At 42.9% G+C, this 21,812-nt stretch carries 20 protein-coding genes and 1 riboswitch; of the genes, 11 read left to right on the plus strand and 9 right to left on the minus strand.

Translation table 11 applies throughout. The features are described from left to right. The first annotated feature begins 98 nt into the window (after positions 1-98). From hutU to NIT04_RS00185, 8 genes are all read left to right on the plus strand, one after another. Positions 99-1,820: a urocanate hydratase gene (gene hutU, locus NIT04_RS00150; protein WP_252501593.1), complete on the plus strand. Its 1,722-nt coding sequence runs from the start codon at positions 99-101 to the stop codon at positions 1,818-1,820. Positions 1,821-1,945: 125 nt separating this feature from the next. Next, on the plus strand, positions 1,946-3,301 hold the full coding sequence (locus NIT04_RS00155; RefSeq protein WP_252501594.1) for a YjiH family protein: 1,356 nt from the start codon (positions 1,946-1,948) through the stop codon (positions 3,299-3,301). A gap of 39 nt (positions 3,302-3,340) precedes the next feature. Further along, positions 3,341-4,582, plus strand: coding sequence for an imidazolonepropionase (gene hutI, locus NIT04_RS00160; RefSeq protein WP_252501595.1), 1,242 nt, complete (start codon positions 3,341-3,343; stop codon positions 4,580-4,582). A 29-nt stretch (positions 4,583-4,611) separates the two neighbouring features. After that, positions 4,612-5,778 (plus strand): M20/M25/M40 family metallo-hydrolase, encoded by a 1,167-nt coding sequence (locus NIT04_RS00165; protein ID WP_252501596.1) that lies wholly within the window; start codon positions 4,612-4,614, stop codon positions 5,776-5,778. A gap of 62 nt (positions 5,779-5,840) precedes the next feature. After that, positions 5,841-7,181, plus strand: coding sequence for a Na+/H+ antiporter family protein (locus tag NIT04_RS00170; protein ID WP_252501597.1), 1,341 nt, complete (start codon positions 5,841-5,843; stop codon positions 7,179-7,181). 42 nt (positions 7,182-7,223) lie between these two features. Then, entirely contained in the window at positions 7,224-8,762 is a 1,539-nt protein-coding gene (gene hutH / locus NIT04_RS00175; protein WP_252501598.1) for a histidine ammonia-lyase, read from the plus strand. A 228-nt stretch (positions 8,763-8,990) separates the two neighbouring features. After that, positions 8,991-9,095: riboswitch (SAM riboswitch) on the plus strand. A gap of 99 nt (positions 9,096-9,194) precedes the next feature. After that, a complete protein-coding gene (locus tag NIT04_RS00180) occupies positions 9,195-10,574 on the plus strand; it encodes an LLM class flavin-dependent oxidoreductase (RefSeq protein WP_252501599.1) in 1,380 nt (459 codons plus the stop codon). 72 nt (positions 10,575-10,646) lie between these two features. Next, positions 10,647-10,940 carry an RNA polymerase alpha subunit C-terminal domain-containing protein gene (locus tag NIT04_RS00185; protein ID WP_252501600.1) on the plus strand — a complete coding sequence of 98 codons (294 nt, stop codon included), beginning with the start codon at positions 10,647-10,649 and terminating at the stop codon, positions 10,938-10,940. A gap of 93 nt (positions 10,941-11,033) precedes the next feature. Here the strand turns inward: NIT04_RS00185 and NIT04_RS00190 are convergent, their stop codons facing one another. The 8 genes from NIT04_RS00190 to NIT04_RS00225 all read right to left on the minus strand — a co-directional run bounded on the left by NIT04_RS00190 (position 11,034) and on the right by NIT04_RS00225 (position 18,029). Beyond that, on the minus strand, positions 11,034-11,780 hold the full coding sequence (locus NIT04_RS00190; RefSeq protein ID WP_252501601.1) for an IucA/IucC family C-terminal-domain containing protein: 747 nt from the start codon (positions 11,778-11,780) through the stop codon (positions 11,034-11,036). Positions 11,781-11,816: 36 nt separating this feature from the next. Beyond that, entirely contained in the window at positions 11,817-12,857 is a 1,041-nt protein-coding gene (locus NIT04_RS00195) for an iron chelate uptake ABC transporter family permease subunit (protein WP_252501602.1), read from the minus strand. Beyond that, positions 12,854-13,867, minus strand: coding sequence for an iron ABC transporter permease (locus tag NIT04_RS00200; RefSeq protein WP_252501603.1), 1,014 nt, complete (start codon positions 13,865-13,867; stop codon positions 12,854-12,856). Before NIT04_RS00200 ends, NIT04_RS00195 begins: the two co-directional genes overlap by 4 nt. A 102-nt stretch (positions 13,868-13,969) precedes the next feature. Further along, on the minus strand, positions 13,970-15,007 hold the full coding sequence (locus NIT04_RS00205) for an ABC transporter substrate-binding protein (RefSeq protein ID WP_252501604.1): 1,038 nt from the start codon (positions 15,005-15,007) through the stop codon (positions 13,970-13,972). Between the two features lie 220 nt (positions 15,008-15,227). Continuing rightward, positions 15,228-15,788, minus strand: coding sequence for an HAD family acid phosphatase (locus NIT04_RS00210; RefSeq protein ID WP_252501605.1), 561 nt, complete (start codon positions 15,786-15,788; stop codon positions 15,228-15,230). Between the two features lies 1 nt (position 15,789). Further along, entirely contained in the window at positions 15,790-16,902 is a 1,113-nt protein-coding gene (ribD, locus tag NIT04_RS00215; RefSeq protein WP_252501606.1) for a bifunctional diaminohydroxyphosphoribosylaminopyrimidine deaminase/5-amino-6-(5-phosphoribosylamino)uracil reductase RibD, read from the minus strand. After that, complete coding sequence (locus NIT04_RS00220; protein WP_252501607.1) at positions 16,895-17,650, minus strand: GTP cyclohydrolase II; 756 nt, start codon at positions 17,648-17,650, stop codon at positions 16,895-16,897. The genes ribD and NIT04_RS00220 overlap by 8 nt, the downstream gene beginning before the upstream one ends. 70 nt (positions 17,651-17,720) lie before the next feature. Further along, positions 17,721-18,029 carry a helix-turn-helix domain-containing protein gene (locus NIT04_RS00225; RefSeq protein ID WP_305880081.1) on the minus strand — a complete coding sequence of 103 codons (309 nt, stop codon included), beginning with the start codon at positions 18,027-18,029 and terminating at the stop codon, positions 17,721-17,723. Between the two features lie 176 nt (positions 18,030-18,205). On the opposite strand from NIT04_RS00225, the gene NIT04_RS00230 reads away from it, so the two are divergent. Both NIT04_RS00230 and NIT04_RS00235 read left to right on the plus strand, forming a co-directional pair. Beyond that, entirely contained in the window at positions 18,206-19,300 is a 1,095-nt protein-coding gene (locus NIT04_RS00230) for an LLM class flavin-dependent oxidoreductase (RefSeq protein ID WP_252501608.1), read from the plus strand. Positions 19,301-19,336: 36 nt separating this feature from the next. Next, positions 19,337-19,753: a DoxX family protein gene (locus NIT04_RS00235; protein WP_252503147.1), complete on the plus strand. Its 417-nt coding sequence runs from the start codon at positions 19,337-19,339 to the stop codon at positions 19,751-19,753. A gap of 62 nt (positions 19,754-19,815) precedes the next feature. On the opposite strand, the gene NIT04_RS00240 is transcribed toward NIT04_RS00235, so the two are convergent. Beyond that, the gene (locus NIT04_RS00240) at positions 19,816-20,694 is read right to left on the minus strand and encodes a LysR family transcriptional regulator (protein ID WP_252501609.1); all 879 of its coding nucleotides are present in this window, start codon (positions 20,692-20,694) and stop codon (positions 19,816-19,818) included. Between the two features lie 138 nt (positions 20,695-20,832). Between NIT04_RS00240 and NIT04_RS00245 the strand changes: the two genes are divergently transcribed. Continuing rightward, positions 20,833-21,804 carry a DMT family transporter gene (locus tag NIT04_RS00245; protein WP_252501610.1) on the plus strand — a complete coding sequence of 324 codons (972 nt, stop codon included), beginning with the start codon at positions 20,833-20,835 and terminating at the stop codon, positions 21,802-21,804. Positions 21,805-21,812: the final 8 nt, after the last annotated feature.

Consider the following 21,812-nt stretch of genomic DNA (forward strand, 5'->3'; position numbering starts at 1 on the left):
AAATAAAATCATTCGATCTAATTTGATAACTTTGGCACGACACTTGCAATATTACTAGAGTAGGAAAGACAACTATATTATTTTAGGAGGAATCATCCATGACAACACCAGAAATCTTGTATTCAGTAAAAGCTCAAAGAGGTCCGAAATTGCGTTGTAAAGGTTGGAGACAAGAATCGATCCTGCGCATGCTTGAAAATAATATGGAAAACGCAGAGAAACCGGAAGAGCTTGTTATTTACGGCGGAATCGGGAAAGCCGCTCGTAACTGGGAATCGTACCATGCGATTGTGAAATCGTTGAAAGAGCTGGAAGATGACGAGACACTCGTGGTCCAATCGGGAATGCCGGTTGCGGTGTTCAAAACACATAAATATGCGCCAACCGTAGTAATGGCGACGACGAATATTATGAAAGCGGATTGGCCGACATTCTATGATTTGCAAGATAAAAACTTGACGATTTATGCGAATTATACGGCGGCTCCTTGGGAGTATATCGGAACGCAAGGGGTCATCCAAGGGACATTTGAAACACTTTCTGCGATTGCGCGCCTTCATTATAATGACTCCCTTGTCGGGAAAATCTTATTAACGGCTGGAGCGGGTGGAATGGGTGGTAACCAGACGCGTGCGATGACGATGCACGGCGGCGTAGCTATTTTGTGTGACTCAAATGTGGAAATCATCCAGCGCCGTATCGAAAAAGGTTTCATTGATGAGCTCGCAGGGTCATTAGACGAAGCAATTGCGAAAGCGAAAGATTATGCCGCGGCAGGAAAACCGCTTGGCATCGCTGTCGTTGGTAACGCAGCGGATGTGTTTGAAGAAGTGCTTGAAAAAGGGTGGCTACCGGATATCACGACTTCAATGACACCGGGACATGACCCGATTTCGTACTTGCCGGCGGGGTATACCGTGCAAGAAGCGGAAGAGCTGAGGGATACGAACCGTGAATTGTATTTAGAAAAAGCACGTGAAACGATGATCCGTGAATTGAAAGCGCTTATTAAATTTATGGATCTAGGCGTGCATTCGTTTGAATATGGGACAAGTCACCGAAAAGAATGTGTCGATGCAGGCATGGACCCAGTAGAAGCGAAACGCCTGCCAGGATTCGTTGCAGAATACATTCGACCACTATTCTGTGAAGGCCGCGGGCCTTTCCGTTGGGTGTGTCTATCGGGTGATCCGGAAGATCTTCGTAAAATTGACGATATGATTTTAGAAAAATTTAGCGATGATTACCTTGTCACACGTTGGATTAAGCTCGCAAAAGAGCATATTCCAATTGAAGCGTTGCCGGCACGCATTTGTTACATGGGCTTCGGTCAGCGGAAAGCGTTTGCGCTGGAAGTCAACGACATGATCCGCCGCGGCGAATTGTCCGGTCCCGTCGCGTTCTCCCGTGACAACCTGGATTCTGGTTCCATCGTCAACCCGACATTCGAATCGGAAGATATGAAGGATGGCAGTGATTTGATCTCTGACTGGCCGATGTTGAACGGTCTATTAAACGCAGTCGGAATGTGTGATTTGATCGCAATCCAAGCAAACTATTCAATGGGTGAAGCGGTGCATACAGGCGTCACAATGGTGGCGGATGGAACGGCGGAATCGGATATGAGACTTGAAGTTGCGATGACGGTTGACTCAGGTATTGGGGTCGTTCGACATGCGCAGGCCGGTTATGAAATTGCCCGGGATGTTGCCAACGGAAAAGGAAAACTGACGGATGAAAGCATTCAAATTCCGCTATGGTGGACACCTGAAGCGACATTTGGACCGAAGGATTTAAAGAAAGATAAAGTGAAAGCATAAATAAAGATAATTATTGGAGGCATGAAAACTGTAGAGATCCATATGCATCCATGGATCTCTACATTTCTTTACGGGATAAATTGGATTGAAGACTTAAGGAATACGCGGATGATGAGGTGAAAGCAATGAGCAATATTCATGAACAAGAGGACTTAGGAAATGTTTACCATGAAAATGATCAGAGGACTACGATTTATTCCGTTAAGAATCTATCCAAGTTTAGTATCTTTAGTGCCATTGGAATTTTTATGTTTTTCATTCCAATTGATGTGAACGGGAAAAACTCCATTCCATTAGATCACTTAGTTACGTGGATTCGCGGGTCAATTGGAAGCGGCGCAGCCTATTATACGATGATCATTGTGTTGTTAGGAGCCATCTATCCGTTTTACACAAGATCGTGGAAGAAAGACAAAGTCAATCTTGTCATCAGCTTGTTTAAAGTGTTCGGAGCCATCTCCGCATTTCTCGTGTTATTCAACAGGGGTCCTGCTTGGCTGCTTGCCGAAGATATGGGTCCGTACTGGTTTCATCAGTTATTGACGCCAATTGGCATGCTCGTTCCAATAGGTGCCATTTTCCTTGCCATGCTCGTTGGGTATGGAATACTTGAATTCATTGGTGTTTTCATGCAACCGGTTATGCGTCCGCTTTGGAGAACGCCCGGGCGATCTGCTATCGACGCAGTGGCATCCTTCGTAGGAAGTTATTCCATCGGTCTATTAATTACGAACCGAATTTATAAGGAAGGAAAGTATACGAAAAGAGAAGCGATCATTATTGCTACCGGATTTTCAACTGTATCAGCGACATTCATGATTGTGGTGGCGAAAACGTTAGACTTGATGCATATTTGGAATCTGTATTTTTGGTTAACTTTCTTCGTTACCTTTGTTGTAACCGCCATTACCGTTCGCATCTGGCCGATTAATAAAATGACGGATGACTACTATACCGAAGTTGGATTTCCGGAAGAGATCATTCGAAAAAAACGAGTCAAAAGCGCATGGGAATTAGCAATGCAAACAGCAGATCGTGCTCCGTCATTGAGGCGCAATATCATTGACAATGTGAAGGACGGTTTTGTCATGGCGATGGGCATTTTGCCTTCCATTATGTCCATTGGGTTAATTGGTTTACTATTGGCCAACCATACGCCGGTATTCGATTATTTTGGTTATTTGTTTTATCCGCTCACAACATTACTGCAGATACCAGAACCTTTTCTTGCAGCGAAGGCAGCGGCGATTAATCTTGTGGATATGTTTTTACCTTCTCTCGTTGTACTGGAGGCAAGTTTGGAGACACGGTTCATTATCGGTTCATTGTCCATTTCGACGATTTTGTTTTTCTCTGCGCTCATTCCGTGTATTTTATCAACCGAAATACCGATTAAGATGAGTCATATTTTGTCGATCTGGTTTATAAGAACAGTTTTGTCACTACTTATTATGACCCCGATTGCGTTGTTTATTTTATGAAGAAATGCATTTGTAGAAGGGGAGATGGAGGCTTTAGATATGGTGAATGTCAAAGAGAAGTTGAAAGCAGATACGGTCATTTCAAATGCAGCTGAAGTCATTACATGCATTGGAGATGGAACGGGCAATCTCGGTGTGCTGACGAATGCCTGGGTTGCATTAAAAGGAGAAACGATTATTGGCGTTGGCTGTGAAGAGGAGATCACCGAAAAATTTTTGATGGATGAAACGCGGGTGATCGATGCGACCGGAAAAGTCGTTGCCCCAGGTTTTGTCGACAGCCATACGCATCTTGTTTTCAATGGTTCGCGTGTCGAGGAATATGCAGCAAAAGTAATAGGGAAAGATCCAAAAGAACTTGGGATCACAACTGGGCCGAATCGGACAATTGAATTGACGCGTGATGCGACTGAAGAGGAATTATTTCAACAAGCAAAAAAACGAATGATGGCAATGCTGGAATTCGGAATCACAACGGTCGAAAGTAAAAGTGGATACGGATTGACGACAGAAAGTGAAGTGAAGATTCTAGAAGTAGGAAGAAGACTGAACGCCGAAACGCCTGTAGATGTACTGAACACATTTCTTGGCGCGCATGGAATTCCCGAAGGCATGACGAAAAGTCAATATGTAGACGTGATCATCAATGAAATGATTCCAGAAGTCGGGGAAAAGAAACTAGCGGAATTTTGTGATGCGTGGTGCGATGATGGCTATTTTACGGCGGAAGAATCGGAACGCATATTGGAAGCAGGGTTGGCGTATGGTATGAAGCCCAAATTACATGCGGATGCGTATTCCTATATTGGCGGGTCTGACTTAGCTGTGAAGATGAATATGGTATCTGTGGACCATATGAATTATACGCCGGATGACGTGATTGAAAAGCTTGCGGCATCGGAAGTAACAGCTGTTCTTATGCCGGCATTGGACTTTGCGGTTGGACATCAGCGGCCATTTGACGCGCGTAAAATGTTGGATGCGGGTGTAAAAGTTGCGCTGGCTACCGATCTTTGTCCAGCTTGCTATACCGAATCTATGCAGTTTGTCATCAACTTAGCTTGTCGTCTATACAAATTTTCAGTAGAGGAAGCGATCAAAGCCGCTACATTTGGAGGCGCACAAGCGCTTGATTTGGATGATCGGGGTGTAATCCAAGAAGGCAAATTAGCCGACCTTCAAATTTGGGATGTGCCTTCCTATAAACACATCGCCTATGAACTTGGAACCAATCTCGTTGAAACGGTTATTAAAAAAGGAAAAGTAGTCGTGACGCGGTAAGAATACAAACTTTTAGGGAGGGATCCGCAATGTCGATTCAGACATCTATTGCTGCATCTAAAATAAATGAGGAACGGTTATTAAACTTATTTCTTGAATTGGCAAAAATTAATGGACCGAGTACGAAAGAACAGCTCGTCGCTGATTATTTGGTGAACGTGCTGCCTGAGCTCGGGTTTACATTTGAGTTTGATGATGCCCATAAAAATTTTAACGGTGAAGTCGGCAACTTGATTGCATGGAAAGAAGGGACGGATTCTACCATTCCTCCGCTTTTCTTTTCAACCCATATGGATACCGTGCTGCCGACAGAAGGCCTTCAACCAGTGATTAAAGATGGCGTCATTTATTCCGACGGGACAACGATTTTAGGGGCAGATGATCGCGCTGCACTGGCTGCGTATCTAGAAGCGATCCGCGCGATTATTGAAAGCGGGGCACCACACGGGCCGATTGAATTGATCTTAACGGTCAATGAACAACCCGGGCTTGTAGGCGCAACTTATATGGATTATACGAAAGCGAAAAGTAAAACAGGGTATATTTTCGATAGCAGCGGCGACGTCGGTCAAATTATTTTAAAAGGCCCATACAGCAGTCGGATTTGGATGGAAGTTAAAGGGAATTCCGCGCATATTGCGCTTAACGCGGAAGAAGGGAATAGTGCGTTTCTAATTGCCGCCGAAGGGTTGTTAAATATGAAACTAGGTACAATTGACGAAGAGACGCTTGCGAATATCGGAATAATGGAAGGAGGAGAGTTAACATCCATTATACCGGGCTCCATAACGGTTGCGGGGGAAGTGCGCAGTTTCTCAAAAGAAAAGCTTGATCAGCAATTGCAGCATATGCAGGAAACGATGCAAAAAGCAGCAGAGAAAAATGACGGCAGCGTACAGGTGAGAGTTGAGAAAAAGTATAGTGGATTTGATATCCCAAAGGATCATATATTAACGAAAACAGTCGAAGCAGCGGCTCGAAACATACAAGTACAACCTTATCTAACCGAAACATTGGGCGGTGCCGATACGAATGTGCTAAATGAAAATGGACTAACATGCCTCACATTAGGGCTTGGTTTTCAAAATATCCATTCATTTAGAGAGTGTATTAGTATAGAAAACTTAACTAATACTGGCAGACTCACAGCGGGATTAATTGAACAATGGTATGAAAACCATAAACAAGCAAAATAATTGGCGGAAAATTGAATAGAGCAGGCGTTGTATCCATCCTAATACAAAGGAGAAGGTTTTTAATGCTCACAAACCCAGTAGTAATTTCCGTCATTGTACTGACGGTTTTAAGTTTGGCTAGGGTACATGTAATTTTTGCTTTGTTAATGGCTACCGTTGTCGCGGGACTAACAGCGAATCTATCTTTAACAGATACGGTTTCTACATTTATTGGCGGGATGGGCGGGCAATCGGAAACGGCATTGAGTTATATTTTACTCGGGGTATTTGCAGCGATGATCGCTTACTCTGGAATCACAACGATCTTAATAAACAAGCTATTAGCAATGAAAAAGACAAATAAGTATGTCCTACTATTAATTATTGCAGCGCTTACTTGTTTGTCAGGAAATCTGATTCCTGTTCACATTGCTTTTATCCCCATATTGATCCCGCCGCTATTGATGTTCTTTAATTATTTAAAGATTGATAGAAGAGCGGTGGCGTGTGCATTAACATTTGGACTAAAAATGCCGTATATTTTGATTCCGGCTGGTTACGGACTCATTTTCCATGGCATTATAGCAAATGAGATGCAGGCGAATGGCATGCCGGTCTCCATGGCTCAAATCCCTTTAGCAATGGCCATTCCTGCGCTTGGAATGTTTGTGGGCTTAGCGATTGCAATCTTCATCACCTATCGAAAACCGAGAGATTATGATGAAGGGCAAGGGCAAGAACAAAAAGTAGGTGTAGGAGAGGCCTTAGCTGAAATTAGTGCATCGAGCGAGGAAATGCCACGCAAATTTCAGCCAAAAGACTTTGTTACGATTGCAGCGATCGCTGTAGCACTGATTACACAAGTTGCTGCCGGATCGCTCGTAGTGGGTGCAATGGCAGGAATTATCGTCATGTTTGCTGGACGAATTGTCACATTAGCAGACGGAGAAGCTGTCGTACAAGACGGAGTGAAACTGATGGGAGCAATCGCATTTGTCATGCTCATCGCTTCGGGATACGCAACGATCCTGAAAGAAACTGGGGCTGTTGTAGATTTAGTGAATGCAGTAGACTCTGTGCTTGGAGATAGTAAATTATTGGGGGCTGTGGTTTTACTGCTGATTGGACTTTTGGTTACAATGGGAATTGGTACATCATTCGGAACGATTCCAATTTTAGCTACAATTTTTGTTCCGTTATGTATGTTAATGGGCTTTAGCCCATTGGCAACCATCGCATTGCTTGGAACGGCAGGGGCATTGGGAGATGCGGGATCACCCGCGTCAGATAGTACGCTTGGACCGACAGCAGGGTTAAATGCGGACGGTAAACATAATCACATTTGGGATACATGTGTACCGACGTTCATCCATTACAACATCCCCTTATTCGCTTTTGGGATATTGGCAGCGATGATTTTGTAAGACACGTTACAATTTTCTTAAATGTAGAAGGGGTGGTCAGGCATGAAGAGTGGGAAATTAGTGGAGAGGGATCGTCCGATCTTGAACGATCTAGTTGAATTGGATGGATTTACAGTAGATCGGCAACAGATAGAAAGAGTTGCGTACGGACAGGCAAAAGTCGTCATACCTGAAACAGCATTAGAAAGAGTGCGCGCAAGTAGAGATCGAATTGAAAAACAATTGAAAGATGGGAGAGTGATCTATGGCGTCAATACCGGGTTTGGTAAATTAAGTGATATTGAAATTGAAAAAGAAGACATTGCAAAGTTACAATTGAACTTACTGCGCGCGGATGTCGTCGGTGTTGGCGATCCGTTGCCCAAACCGGTTGTCAGAGCGATGATGGTGCTGCGTGCCAATGCGCTTGCAAAAGGGTTTTCGGGCATTAAAGAAGATACATTATCCTTATTAGTCGATATGATTAATAAAGGCGTGCACCCAGTAGTACCTTGTAAAGGTTCAGTTGGAGCGAGCGGCGACTTGGCACCACTTTCACATGTCGCAATTGTTTTAGTCGGAGAAGGAAAAGCAGAATATGAGGGAAAAATCCTTTCCGGCGGGGAGGCGCTAAAACGAGCAGGTTTGCAACCGGTTACATTGGAAGCGAAAGAAGGACTGGCGCTTATTAATGGAACGCAGGCAATGACTGGTGTGGGCGTTGTTGCTCTGAATGAAGCTGAGCGTGTCGGATTAGCAGCGGATATGGCAGCCTGTTTAACGATGGAAGCCCTTCAAGGAATTATATCGGCTTTCGATAGTGATTTATTGGCCGTTCGACCACATCCGGAACTGGAATTTGTCGCTTCACGAATGCGGAACTGGCTGGAGGGAAGTAAACGGATCACACATCAAGGTGAACTTCGAATGCAAGACGCCTACTCCATTCGCTGTATCCCGCAAGTTCACGGAGCTTCCTGGCAGGCATTTAATTACGCTGAAGAGAGACTGAAGATTGAGATCAATTCAACAACGGATAATCCTATTATTTTAGAAAATGGTGAAGTGCTTTCAGGCGGACATTTCCATGGCCAGCCAATTGCACTCGCGATGGATTTCCTCAAAGTCGGTGCAGCAGAATGGGCGAATATTTCCGAACGAAGAACGGAGAGACTTGTCAATCCTCAATTGAGTGGCCTGTCCCCATTCTTAGCAGTTGACCCAGGATTGGAGTGTGGATTGATGGTTCCGCAATATGCGGCGGCTTCACTCGTTTCTGAGAATAAGGTGCTTGCACATCCCGCAAGTGTCGATTCCATCCCTACGTCGGCTAACCAAGAAGACCATGTCAGCATGGGCACAATAGGGTCTCGCCAAGCGCGGGAAATTATCCATAATTCTGCTAGAGTAATTGCAATTGAAATGATTTGCGCATCGCAGGCTATTTATTTAGAAGGGGCAGAAAACCAATTGGCTCCAGCGACAAAAGAATACTTGGAGAGAATTAGAGAAATTTGCCCGCCATTGAAAGGCGATCGAGCAATTTCGGATGAAATAGAAGCGTTGGCACAATTTATACTACGTGCGGATATCCTGAACTAACAAGGATAAGGACCGAACCTATCAGTTTGTTGATCGATAGGTTCGGTCTCCTTTTTGATTGGACAATTGTAAGTTCGTTATTATGATCAGTTTTTTAGTTGAAAAAGCCATTATATATATTGGACTTCCGATATTAAAATATTATCCTTCGTTCTTTTGAGTAGAAAGAATGTTTCATCTATTGACAATTAAATTTTTGTATATTATTATTATTTCCATAACTAAATAAACTTATCAAGAGAAGCTAAGGGACTGGCCCGATGAAGCTTCAGCAACCTCTGCGTCGCAGGAAGGTGCTAAATCCAGCAAGGGGAAACTCTTGGAAGATAAGAGACAATGCTATATTCACTAAGCCCTCTTTTCTATCGAAAAGAGGGCTTTTACTTTTAAAGTTTTATGAAAATACAACTACGAGGAAAGAAGGTTGAAAAAATGAGTAAAACTAAAAAAAGAATGTATTTAAATGCCTTTGAAATGAGTTGTGCAGCGTTTCAGTCGCACGCACTATGGAGACATCCCGATGACAATACACCCGGCTATAAAGACATTGAATATTGGACGCATCTTGCGAAAGTTTTGGAAAAAGGTAACTTTGACGCTGTGTTCATAGCAGATGTATTAGGGGTTTACGATGTATATAAAGGTTCAAGGGATCCAGCATTAAGGTCTGGTATGCAAGTGCCGGCCAATGATCCAGCTTTTATTGTTCCCATTATGGCATCTGTAACTAAATATCTTGGGTTCGGATTAACTGCTTCCACAACATTCGATCATCCGTATACATTTGCCCGGAAAATGACAACATTAGATCATTTGACGAAGGGAAGAATTGGTTGGAACGTTGTTACATCTTATTTGAATACTGCGGCAAAAAACATTGGGTTAGATTCTCAGACCCCGCATGATGAGCGGTACGAGCGGGCGGATGAATATATGGAAGTCGTCTATAAGCTATGGGAAGCAAGTTGGGAAGATGATGCAGTTGTAATCGATAAAGCGAAAGGAGTATATACAGATCCTTCTAAAGTTCACGACATTAACCATAACGGCAAGTACTATCAAGTTCCGGGTAACCATCTCTGTGAGCCGTCACCACAACGAACACCGGTTATATTCCAAGCAGGCGCATCTTCAAGGGGCCGTGCGTTTGCGGCAAATCATGCTGAACTTATTTTTGTATCATCCCCGTCTTTAGAGAAAACAAAAAACATCGTTGCAACGTTTAGGGAGGATGTTATAAAATCCGGAAGACCGGCAGATGATGTTAAAGTGCTAACGACCGTTACGCCAATTGTCGCCTCGACGTTAGAAGAAGCGGAAGCAAAGCTGGAAGATTACAAGCAGTATATCGATCATGAGGGAGCGCTTGCGTTAGTGAGCGGTTGGACAGGGATTGACCTGGCGGAATTAGATCCAAATCAAAAGGTAGAGTATATTGAAAATGATGCAATGCGCTCAATCTTACAAGGCTTTGCGGGCATGACTGTGAATGAAATCGCTGAAAAAGTTGCACTTGGCGGTCTTGGTGAACTAATTGTCGGTGACCCTGAACAAATTGCAGACACGTTAGAGGAATGGATGGACTATGCCGATATTGATGGTTTTAATATTGTTTATTCAATTACACCAGGCTCCTTCGAAGACTTCGTTGAGCTAGTCGTTCCAGTTTTACAAGAGCGAGGTTTAGTGCGTACAGAATATGAAGAGGGCACATTCCGAAATAATTTATTTGGTTATGATCAATTGAAAGAAGACCATCCTGCTAAACAAGCACGAAAACAAGTGGTTGGAGAACTAATCACACAATATTGAATGTCAGTGAACACAATGTAAGATGTTAGTAAAAGTTGAAAACTGTTTTTGTTTGAATAGGAGATAGTACCAATGACAACTTCAAAGAAAACTCTAAGGACTTGTAGCAAAGGACATAACTACTATAAAAGTAGCGACTGCCCGACATGTCCGATTTGTGAACAGGAACGCAAACCTGCCAATGGATTTCTTTCATTACTATCAGCACCGGCAAGAAGAGCATTGGAAAACAACGGGATTACTTCTTTGCAACGGCTCGCGACATTTAGTGAAAAAGAGATATTACAATTTCACGGCATGGGGCCAGCTTCTTTGCCAAAGCTTAGAGATGCTTTGAAGACAAATGGGTTATCATTTAAAAAGTAGACAAAGTCCGACTGAGTGGGTCAACGCTCAGTCGGTTTTCGAAAAAAAAGAATTACTAATTTGGCCTCTTTTAGCAAGTAGGTATTCAACAGGTTAAAGCTTTTTCTTTTCGATCTGCTTCTTTTTAAGCGGGCAATTGCTGCAATAACCGATTCCTTCAACGTCTTTCTCCAATTTGTAATACATACAGCATGTTTTCCGATTAGGGTTTAACGTAAGTGCTTCCCCTATCTTTAAATATTGTTGAATTGGATTGTCTTGTAAACCAAACATTTCGCCGCTCGCGTTTTTCAAGAAATTAAAATCGCTGTAAACTCTTTCCCTTGTAACCGGATCCAAATTGTTTGCGAGCATTTTTCGATAAATGGAGTTGATGCGGATGGCAACGTTTTCCCACATGATCGATGACGGAAGGCGCGTCGTTTTTCTCAATGATTCTAAAACGGGCGTAATATGACCCGAGAAAAGACCATGCAATACATTTTCACGCCATTCCTCTCTTCCTAGCGCTTCAACCATTTGCCAGTTGCATAAATCCGCTTGGATACATAATTTGCGCTCTTTGCTCAGTGCACAGGCTGTTACCGGTAAATTCAACGCACAATTGAATTCAATCATACTGTATAGGGTAGATGACACGACGAGATGCGCATATCTTTTGGAAATCATTGAAGCAGTGACTACTAAATTCGGCGCCTTCATCTCAACCATCTGTTTTTCTGAAAATGATCGACATTTCTCTTCATCCAGCAAATCCGATATCGCAATCTCCTTAGCATGCTCATGAGTAAAATGGATATCAAACGTTTTCAGTTCGTTTAGTACAGCATTGTTCATCATTATCACCCTCCAGGAAAACGCATATGCAGCTTACCTTTACGCATTGCGATTTCTATACAATAAATAAATGAAAAATGGCGCTCCGATTCCGGAAACGAACACTCCCGCTGGAAGATCGAGCGGCAAAAAGGCTGTTCGGGCAACTACATCAGCCAACATGACAATGAGCCCTCCCGTCATGGCGGCTATTGGCACTAAGTTGCCGAACGATTGGCCGACGAGCATTCTTGCAATATGGGGGGCCATTAAACCGACGAATCCGATTCCTCCCGCATAGGCAACGGCGGAACCCGCCAAGGCGACACTGATGAGTAGAAGACTAAAGCGATGTAGTTGAAGTCGAACACCTAACCCTAATGCAACCAAATCTCCTAATGCTTGGGCGTTGGCTGACTTCGAAAAAAACAATGTCAACGGAATCAAAATTAGAACCCATGGCAGCATCGCTGTGACGTTCTCCCAGTTTGCTCCGTAAACGCTGCCCGTCATCCAGACGTACGCTTGGGAAGTCGTGTACGTATTGCCAAAAACGATCATCATTGTCGTCATTGCACCGAGTATGGATGACATTCCGATCCCGATGAGGATGAGACGAAAGGGAGATATCCCATTTTTCCAAGCTAATGCAAAAATAACGAGAGAAACAATTCCAGCACCTAAAATGGCCACGAATGGCAGCCATATAATACTTACCGTATCCGCAAAGTATGTAATGAAAAAAACCGCCGCAAAAGAAGCCCCGCCCGTAATGCCAATAATATCCGGCGAACCGAGCGGATTTCGAACGATCCCTTGCAGGATTAACCCTGCAACGCCTAGTGCAGCGCCAACGAGGATTGAAAGAACCATCCTTGGGAGTCGCAACGTTTGAATAACGAAAGTATATTCACCCGTTCCGAAGCCAAGTAAATGTTTAATGACATCTACGGGGTGAATAAATGTGCTGCCTATTGAAAGTCCAACTACGAACACCAGGAGAAACAAACAAGCCAATGCGAAGAAGACCGCAATAGCCCGCTTCTCCAATTGGAATGAAAAAGTATCCGACCGATTTCGAAATGAAATATATTTACTCATTCCTTACTGAACCCCTTCCGTGCAATATAGATGAAAAACGGAGTTCCGATTATAGCGGTCATGACACCGATCGGCACCTCTTGTGGCATCATTATGAACCTTGCGGCTATATCCGCCAACAACAACAAACTTGCACCATACAACGCACAATAAGGGAGGACCCACCGATAATCAAATCCTACAAGTCCACGAACAATATGTGGTGTAATCAATCCGACAAAACCGATTGAACCTCCAACCGCTACAGACCCACCTGCAAGGACGATAATAACAATCGCCATTACCGTCTTCACTAAAACCGTACGTTGCCCCAATCCCTTTGCAACATCATCGCCGGAGGCAAGGATATTAACGGAACGCCCTAACAATAGGGCAACGACCCATCCGCCTATCATGAACGGTAAAATGGGTTCCAGCATATCCAGTGTTCTCCCCGCAACTGAACCGGCTAACCAAAATAATACCCCTTCCAAATTTTGTCCGTTAATGACGAGGAGCCCTTGTGTTAACGACACAAATAGGGCAGTGATCGCCGCACCGGCTAATACGATTTTAATAGGGGACAATCCGTCTCTTCCAAACGAACCTAATAAGTAAACCATGATGGCTGCAATTCCTGCACCAAGGAAAGCAATCCACATGTATTGGGTCAATGAAGAGAAGGAAAAGAAGGTAACTGCTAACACTACAAAGAAAACGGCACCTGAATTGATGCCGAAAATGCTCGGGGAAGCAAGCGGATTCCTCGTCAATGCTTGCATAAGGGCTCCTGCAATCGCAAGGCTCGCCCCGATCACGGTGGCAATTACTGCACGTGAAACTCGCGTCGTCGCAATAATGATATGCTCGGTCGAATGTTCGTCGAAATTGAAAAAGGCCTCAATTGCCGTATTGAATGAAATTGGTGTTTGACCAAAAGCGATGCTTGAAAGAAACGATGCCATTAATAGGACGATTCCGACGGCCAAGCCTACCCATTTAGATGATGTGCGAGAAAATAAATACGTCATTTTCTCCCTCTTCCACTACAGTATTTTGATGGGCACCAAGAAAAGTGGGTGCAGTAAGAATCCTGCACACCACTGTTCAGATTGCCGCATTGCCATGGCCAATTATTTTTCTAAATCAAAATGCTCATAAAGCTGATCTAGCATGTCATTGGCAGAAAGAATACCACCGGCCATGTTCCAGGCGACTTCGTCAATCTGATACACTTGGCCTTTTTTCACAGCATCGAGATTTTTCCATAAAGGATGATTCGTCCACTCGTCATACGTTTTTTGGACAGCTTCTTCTTGACCAGGATCGGATAAGAAGTAGAAGAAAACATCGGCATTCATGCTCGGAATGCCTTCTTTATCTGTCAGTTTAAGCACGACTGTCCCTTTTTCAGCCTCTTCCTGTTGGTAGGCAGAACGTACAAACCCTAGCTCATCCAAAATATCACCAGCATAACCGGTTACATAAATACGAGCATGGTCGGCCCTGAAGTTGAGAACAGATGCCTCAATCGGCCATTCGTCACCCAATTTAGCAGAGATTTTCGTTTTGAAATCATCTACTCGATGTTCCCAATCCGAAAGTAGTTCACTTGCTTGGTCCTCCTTGTTCATTGCTTTCCCCATCAATTCAACAGTGTCCTTGAATTTAAAGACTGTGTCATGGGTAACCGTCGGTGCAATTTGGGAAAGCTGATCATAAATCTTCTCATGGCGTAATTTCGAGGCGATGATCAAATCAGGTTTAAGTTTTGCAATTTCCTCTAAATTTGGTTGAGTTTCTTCCCCTACAATTACGGTGTCTTCCAAGTCATCTTTCAGATAGTTATACATAGGCTTCTCAACCCAAGATTCAACGGCTCCTACTGGTTGAACGCCTAAAGCGACGGCAACGTCTGTCGCACCTTGATACAATGTGACGATTCGTTTCGGTGTCCCTTCAATTGTTGTCGTCCCCATTGCGTGGGTGATTTCACGGATATCATTCGAATCCGCTGCCTGCTCAGATTGTCCTGATTCATTTTGCTTCTCCGTTTGGTCTTTTCCTTGCTGAGTTCCACAACCCGCTAAAAATAATACAAACGAAAATAGGACTGCAAATAAAGAAAAAACTTTCTTGTTGTTTCCTACTGTGTATGTAACTGCAGACACGTGATGCCACTCCTTTGTCAAATTTAGTTTAATTATAAATGATACTGATAATCGTTATCATTTAGAAGTAAATTATATACTATCGTTTTTTTAAATACAACACATACCTGTAAGACAAGATGTAATTAACTGTGGATAGCTCTTTGGTGCGTTGTTAACTCATACAAAAAGCCCAACCCTTTATACAAAAGGATTAGGCTTTAATGGGAAGTATTTTTTTCTAAAGTAGCAGATCGAATAGTTCAGACCAGTTTGCAATTCGTGGAATCTCCAAATGTTGATTATATGATTGAGTTTTCGCGAATAGATTTACCTTACAATCACTCAATGTTTCAAGAACCGCCGGCTTGTCGTCGAAATAATAGTCGAGTTCCAACTCTTTAATAATGTGAACCTTGTCCTCGTCATTCATGCCGTAAAAAAATCGATCTTTATGGACCGGGAAACCTTGTTCAATCATCCATTCCATTGTACGCTCGCCATGTTCTTTAGGTCTTGCGGTAATATAATAGATTTCATGTCCGTCGTTCTCCAGCTTTTGCAACGTTTCAACTGCATCAGGATAGGTAGGGCACGATGTGAAATAAATTTCTTCTAACGAACCATTCCACATCTTGCCGCCTTCTTCAGCTGTCATGCCGAAGAGCTCGTGAATTTCAACTTTGTCCAATGCGTGAAAAAGTTCTATATCCACATTCTGATTCAGTTTCTCATTGTATATATGAAAAGCATGTTCTCTTAAATTAATTAACGTATCATCGATATCAAAACCAAATTTCATATTAATTACCCTCAGTTTGTGTAGTCATATATTTTGGATAGCCTGTAAACTTAAAATCTTTTCCGATATGAGTAATGTTGAGATTCTCCAATTCCACAGCATTACACATTAGTTCAACACCTGTACCTTCAAGGAATGTCGGCGCTTGTGTGCCTCCAACTAGTTTTGGCGCGATATAAATCTCAACTTTGTCGACGAGCTGCTTCTCGAGGAAGGCAGCGTGAATCGATCCTCCGCCTTCAATTAGAACAGAAGAAACAAGTTTTTCACCGAGGATTCGAACGACATCATGTGGATCGACTTGGTGATTGCCTGAAGTGTGGAAAATCGAAATTCCTCGTTCCACCAACTTTTTCTTTGCTTCTTTATTATACGTTTTTGCAGTGAAAATCCATGTTTCCGCCTGTCCATCTGTCACGACCTTCGAATCGAGCGGTGTGCGTAAAGAGGAATCTAAAATGACGCGAATCGGATTCCGGCCGTCTGGAATCCTTGTTGTCAATTCGGGATCATCTTCGATGACTGTATTGACACCGACTAAAATGGCCATGTTTTGATTTCTCAATACGTGTACATCGTGTCTTGCTTCGGCGGACGTAATCCATTTACTGTCTGCAGTATGCGTAGCGATTTTCCCGTCCAATGTGCTTCCGGCTTTCATTGTGATGAAGGGCCTTTGTTCTACGATGAATTTATTGAACACTTCGTTCATCTGTCGGGATTGGTCTTCCAGTACGCCGATGACAACTTCAATCCCTGCATCCTCCAAAATCCTAACTCCGTTTCCGGCAACGACCGGGTTTGGGTCGAGAGTAGCGATGACGACTTTCTTAATGCCTGCTTCAACAATCGCTACTGCACAAGGGCCGGTACGTCCATAATGAGAGCATGGCTCAAGGGTGACGTATATAGTTCCGCCTTTAGCCTGTTCACCAGCCATCCGAATCGCATGAATTTCAGCATGCGGCTCACCAGCTTTCAAATGCGTACCTATCCCTACGATTCGATTTTCATTCACAATGACCGATCCTACTAGTGGATTTGGATCCGTTTGGCCTTTTGTTGCTTGTGCATTTTGCAGAGCCAAATTCATATAGAACTCATGGTTAGTCAATGATATGAGCCCCTTCCACATCTATATGTCCGGACCGTTGAATCTTTGTTTGCAAGTATTTTTCATTGAACTCGGATTTATCGCCCCACAAAGGCTCTCTCCCTGAAATCGGAAGACCCGCATTCCGCATCGCTTCCACTTTCTTCGGATTATTCGTCATCAGTGTCACAGGCTTGGTTCGTAATGCTTTTAATACATGCATGGCATCTTCGTAATTTCTCGAATCATCGACGAAGCCAAGACCTTCATTTGCTTCTACTGTATCGTACCCATTCTCCTGAAGGACATATGCCATTGCCTTGCTGAATAAACCAATCCCACGGCCTTCATGATTGGCCAAGTAAAACAGTGCGCCCGTCCCATGTTCTACAATATTCTTCATCGATTGCTTCAATTGATAACCGCAGTCGCATCTTTTACTTCCAAAGATATCGCCTGTATGACAAATCGAGTGCATCCGGATTTGCGCATCATCCGCATTTTTAAAATCACCATATACAAGCACGCTCGATTGTTGATGCTCTGCAAGATTAGCAGAAGACAGGCGGTCAATAATCTCTTGAAAATCATCTGTCACTTCACATTGATTCAGCCAGCAATACCATTGGAAAATAACCGTTTCTCCATAAAGATTCACGGGCAGTTGAATGGGGCCGACCAAATAGGTGGCACCTTTATCTGTCTCAATCAATTGAATTTTTTCCTTTAAAGTATCAACAACTGTTGCTTCTAGTTTTGCATGTACCATAAAATCATTCCTTTTATATAAATTAGTTAAACGTAGCATCTGATGTTTCTAGCGCATGAAAAGGGAAATGTTATGCGTCCATCCAATTTTGTGACCATTTTTCCAATTCCCGTATAAGAGGTTCGAGGGCGAACCCTTTATCTGTTAATGAATATTCGATTCGAACCGGTGTCTCCGGAAAGACTTCTCTATGCACAACACCTTGGTGTTCAAGAATTTTTAACCTCTCCGATAAGACTCTGCCACTTACGCCGATCGTGGATTCGATACTGCAAAAGCGTTGCGGTCCCTCTAATAGCTTGTAAATAATTAACCCCATCCACCTTTGACCCAATAACTCCATTGACTTTTCAAACCTAGGACAAATCGATGTATCCAATGTAATCAGCTCCCTAATTATAGTATAGCTCGTAACGATAAATAATTAAATATGTTTTTGTAAATTAGTTACTTGACTAACTGATATTACGATAATATACTTACTTACGTAAAGTAACTAGTAATCGAAACTCATTACTATTTAAACTGACATCTTAGGTGGGGGATCATGATCTTATGAGAAACGAAGAAGGATTTGCGAATACAGGGTTTGAAATCGGCCTTTATACACTAGGTGATTTGGTGCCAGATCCGTTTAGCGGTAAAACAATTAGTGCTAGGCAAAGAATGAAGGAAATTACGGAAGCGGCTAAACTCGCTGACGAGGCTGGACTGGATATTTTCGGAGTAGGGGAACATCATCGATTGGATTATGCCATCACATCACCATCTGTCGTCTTGGCCGCAATTGCCCAGATGACGAAGCAAATTAAATTGACAAGCGCAACGTCAGTGTTAAGCACGGTAGATCCAGTTCGTTTATTTGAAGACTTTGCAACATTGGATTTGCTATCCGACGGACGTGCGGAAATTATTACGGGGCGTGGTGCGTTTGTTGAATCATTCCCGCTCTTTGGTTATGACACTGGTGACTCTGCTGCCTTATTCTCGGAAAACATCGAATTACTGCTGAAGCTTAATGAAAACGAGAAGATCACATGGGATGGTCAATTCCGCTCGTCATTAAGGAATGCGGATATTGCACCTCGTCCACTACAGCAGAAGTTACCAGTTTGGGTTGGTGTTGGAGGGACTCCGAATAGTGCAGCCCGTGCAGGCAGACTCGGTGCCGGAATGGCAATGGCGATTCTAGGCGGCGATCCTGCTCGATTTAAACCATTGGTTGAAGTATACCGTGAAGCAGGTCTAAAAGCTGGACATGCTTTGGAAAATCTTAAAGTTGGGGTAACGGGTCATGGATATATTGCCGAGACAACTCAACAAGCAAAAGAAGAGTTCTATCCTTATTATTCGAACTATAAGTCAATCGTAAGTCAGCAGCTCGGTCATGGAGAGGGAAGGATGTCACGATTCGAATTTGAAAAAGTGGCGGCTTCTGACACTGCTTTGTTCGTAGGCAGTCCTCAACAAATTGTTGAGAAGATCCTTCATCAACATGAACTATTTGGACACCGACGCTTTATGGCGCAGCTTGATATAGGTGGTTTGCCGTTTGAAAAAGTGGCGAAGAGCATTGAATTATTAGCGACAGAAGTGGCGCCGGTCGTCAGGAAGGCAACAAGGAAAGAAAACGTATTAGTAGGCGTTTAAGGAAAATAACAAAAAATGATAAGTGAGGGAATATGAATAATGAAAAAGTATGAATGGAGTTTATTGATTCTTCGAGTCGTTTTAGGGATTACTTTCTTAATTCATGGAGTTGCAAAATTCCAAATGGGTCTAGGGAATGTGGCAGGTTGGTTCGAAAGTATAGGCATTCTGGGTTTCCTAGGTTATGTGATTGCTTTTATCGAACTGCTTGGAGGGCTTGCATTAATTTTGGGTATTGGAACTAGACTATTCTCGGCAATGATTGCAATTGTCATGCTTGGGGCTATCTTTACAGCGAAACTGTCTGTAGGCTTCATGGGTGCTGAAACTGCCGGGTACGAATTGGATATAGCTTTATTAACAATCGCAGTTGTGTTATTGATTAGTGGAAGCCGCTTGTTTGCTTTAGAAAACAAGCTATTCGGTTCCGCAAAAGAAAAGATTAGCGCATAAAAAATAACTAAAGCCTAATTTCTCACTTGCACAAGAGAAATTAGGCTTTTACTATACAACGATTAATACGCCAGCGGATAAGCTGGTTCGCCTTCGATCTGTTCAAACGTTTCGATAAACTTTTCAAGTGTAGAAGTTAAATAAGCATCCTTTCGTCTAATGAATACGGTATTGACTTTACTATACTTCTCAGGCAAGTAATGACAGTGGACGAGCCCTCTTTCTTCCAAATGGGAAACGGCTGATTTCGGAACGAACGTAATGCCGAGTCCCATCGTCACACTCCCCAATATCGTTTCTAAGGTGCCGAACTCCATCAGTTTTTGTGGTGTTATATTTTGATCTTTATACCACCTTGCGAGTCTTGCCCGGTAGCCGCATCCTTCGCTAAAGCAAAGAATTGGCTCCTCTTTTATTTGCTCAAGTGACGTTTTTGTCTTATCTGATAGTAAGACAAGTTCTTCTTGGAAAACGTCATGAGAGACGAGTTCAGGATGTTGCTCGAGTTCTGTCACGAATGCACCGTCCAAACGATGGTGTAACACATCGTTTTGGAGTTGATCGGTCACACCTGTGAGAAGTGATAAGTCGACGTTTTTATATTTTTTGCTATAGGAAGATAATATAACAGGCAATTTAATGACCGTTTCAACGGTTCCGATTTCTAGCTTGCCTGCAGGTTCCGTTTTACTTTGAACAACTTTCTTCATTTCATTAGTTAACGCTAAAATCTTCTCGGCATAGACAAGCAGTTTTTTGCCTTCCGGTGTTAGTGTCATCCCGCGATTGTGACGGTTGAAGAGAGCTGTATTCATTTCAGCCTCAAGCTTTTTAATTCTTGAGGTGATATTGGATTGGACATAACTTAGTTCTTTTGCAGCTTCGGTAATCGTACCTTTTTGTGCAACCATTTGAAAAATCTTCAGATCCTTGAATTCCATTTAATCACTCCATCTAACTGACTCTTTTCCTATGGTATCACCAAATGAGATAGTAGGCATCAATAATGTTCATTTTGAGAGATACCGAGCCTGTGATTTAATGAATAGAGAGTAGATAATAGAAGGGGACAGAAATTCTTGAAGAACAACGTATTATGGGGCGCTATTTTATGCTTGATTTCCGCAATATCCTGGGGAGCAATGTTTCCGGTTGCGAATCATGCATTTCACCATATAGACCCTTTTTATTTTACGCTTTTTCGTTATGGCTTTGTAACGATGATTTTAGTTGTGTGGCTTCTATGGAAGGAAGGTAAGAAAGCTTTCCGCTTTGAAGGAAAAGGCAGGCACCTCTGGTTTTTTGGAACGATGGCCTTTACGGTTTATAATTTGCTCGTTTTCTGGGGACAGGACTTATTGGGCAATCCAGGTACAATGATCGCTTCCATTATGGAATCGTTGATGCCTATGATATCCATCATTATTGCTTGGGTGTTTATAAGGCAACGTCCTCATGCATTTACAATGTTTTGTGTGTTTCTTGGGTTTGTCGGTGCATCGTTAGTTGTAACAAAAGGCGATTTGGGTTCCTTTTTCACAGCGTCAAATGCCATCGTCCCATCTTTATTGATCTTTATCGCAGTTGTTGGGTGGGTTGTGTACACGATGGGTGGAAGTCGATTTAGTAACGATGGTTGGTCTGCATTGCGTTATTCTACGTTAAGCTGTTTGCTCGGAACAGCTACCGCAGCGATTGTCGTTTTCGGTGCTACGCTTACCGGATTTGTCTCGTTTCCAACCGTTGAAACGATGGTCGTTACGAGCCCTCATATCGCTTTTATGGTAATTTTCCCGGGTGTTATTGCGCTAGTGGGGTGGAATTATGGTGTGAGTGTCATTACACCGTTAAATGGATTATTATTTCTTAATTTTGTACCCGTCACGACGTTAGTCATTCAAATACTGCAAGGTGTAAGCATCACCGCTTATGATTATATAGGTACAATTTTCATTATCATATCCTTGCTACTAAACAATGTTTTCATTAGGCTACATCAGGATAGAAGGGAACCGAAAAAGCAGTTCAAAGGAAGAGTCCTAGAAACATAAGCATGACG

The organism is Sporosarcina sp. Marseille-Q4943, from assembly GCF_943736995.1.
GTDB lineage: Bacteria > Bacillota > Bacilli > Bacillales_A > Planococcaceae > Sporosarcina.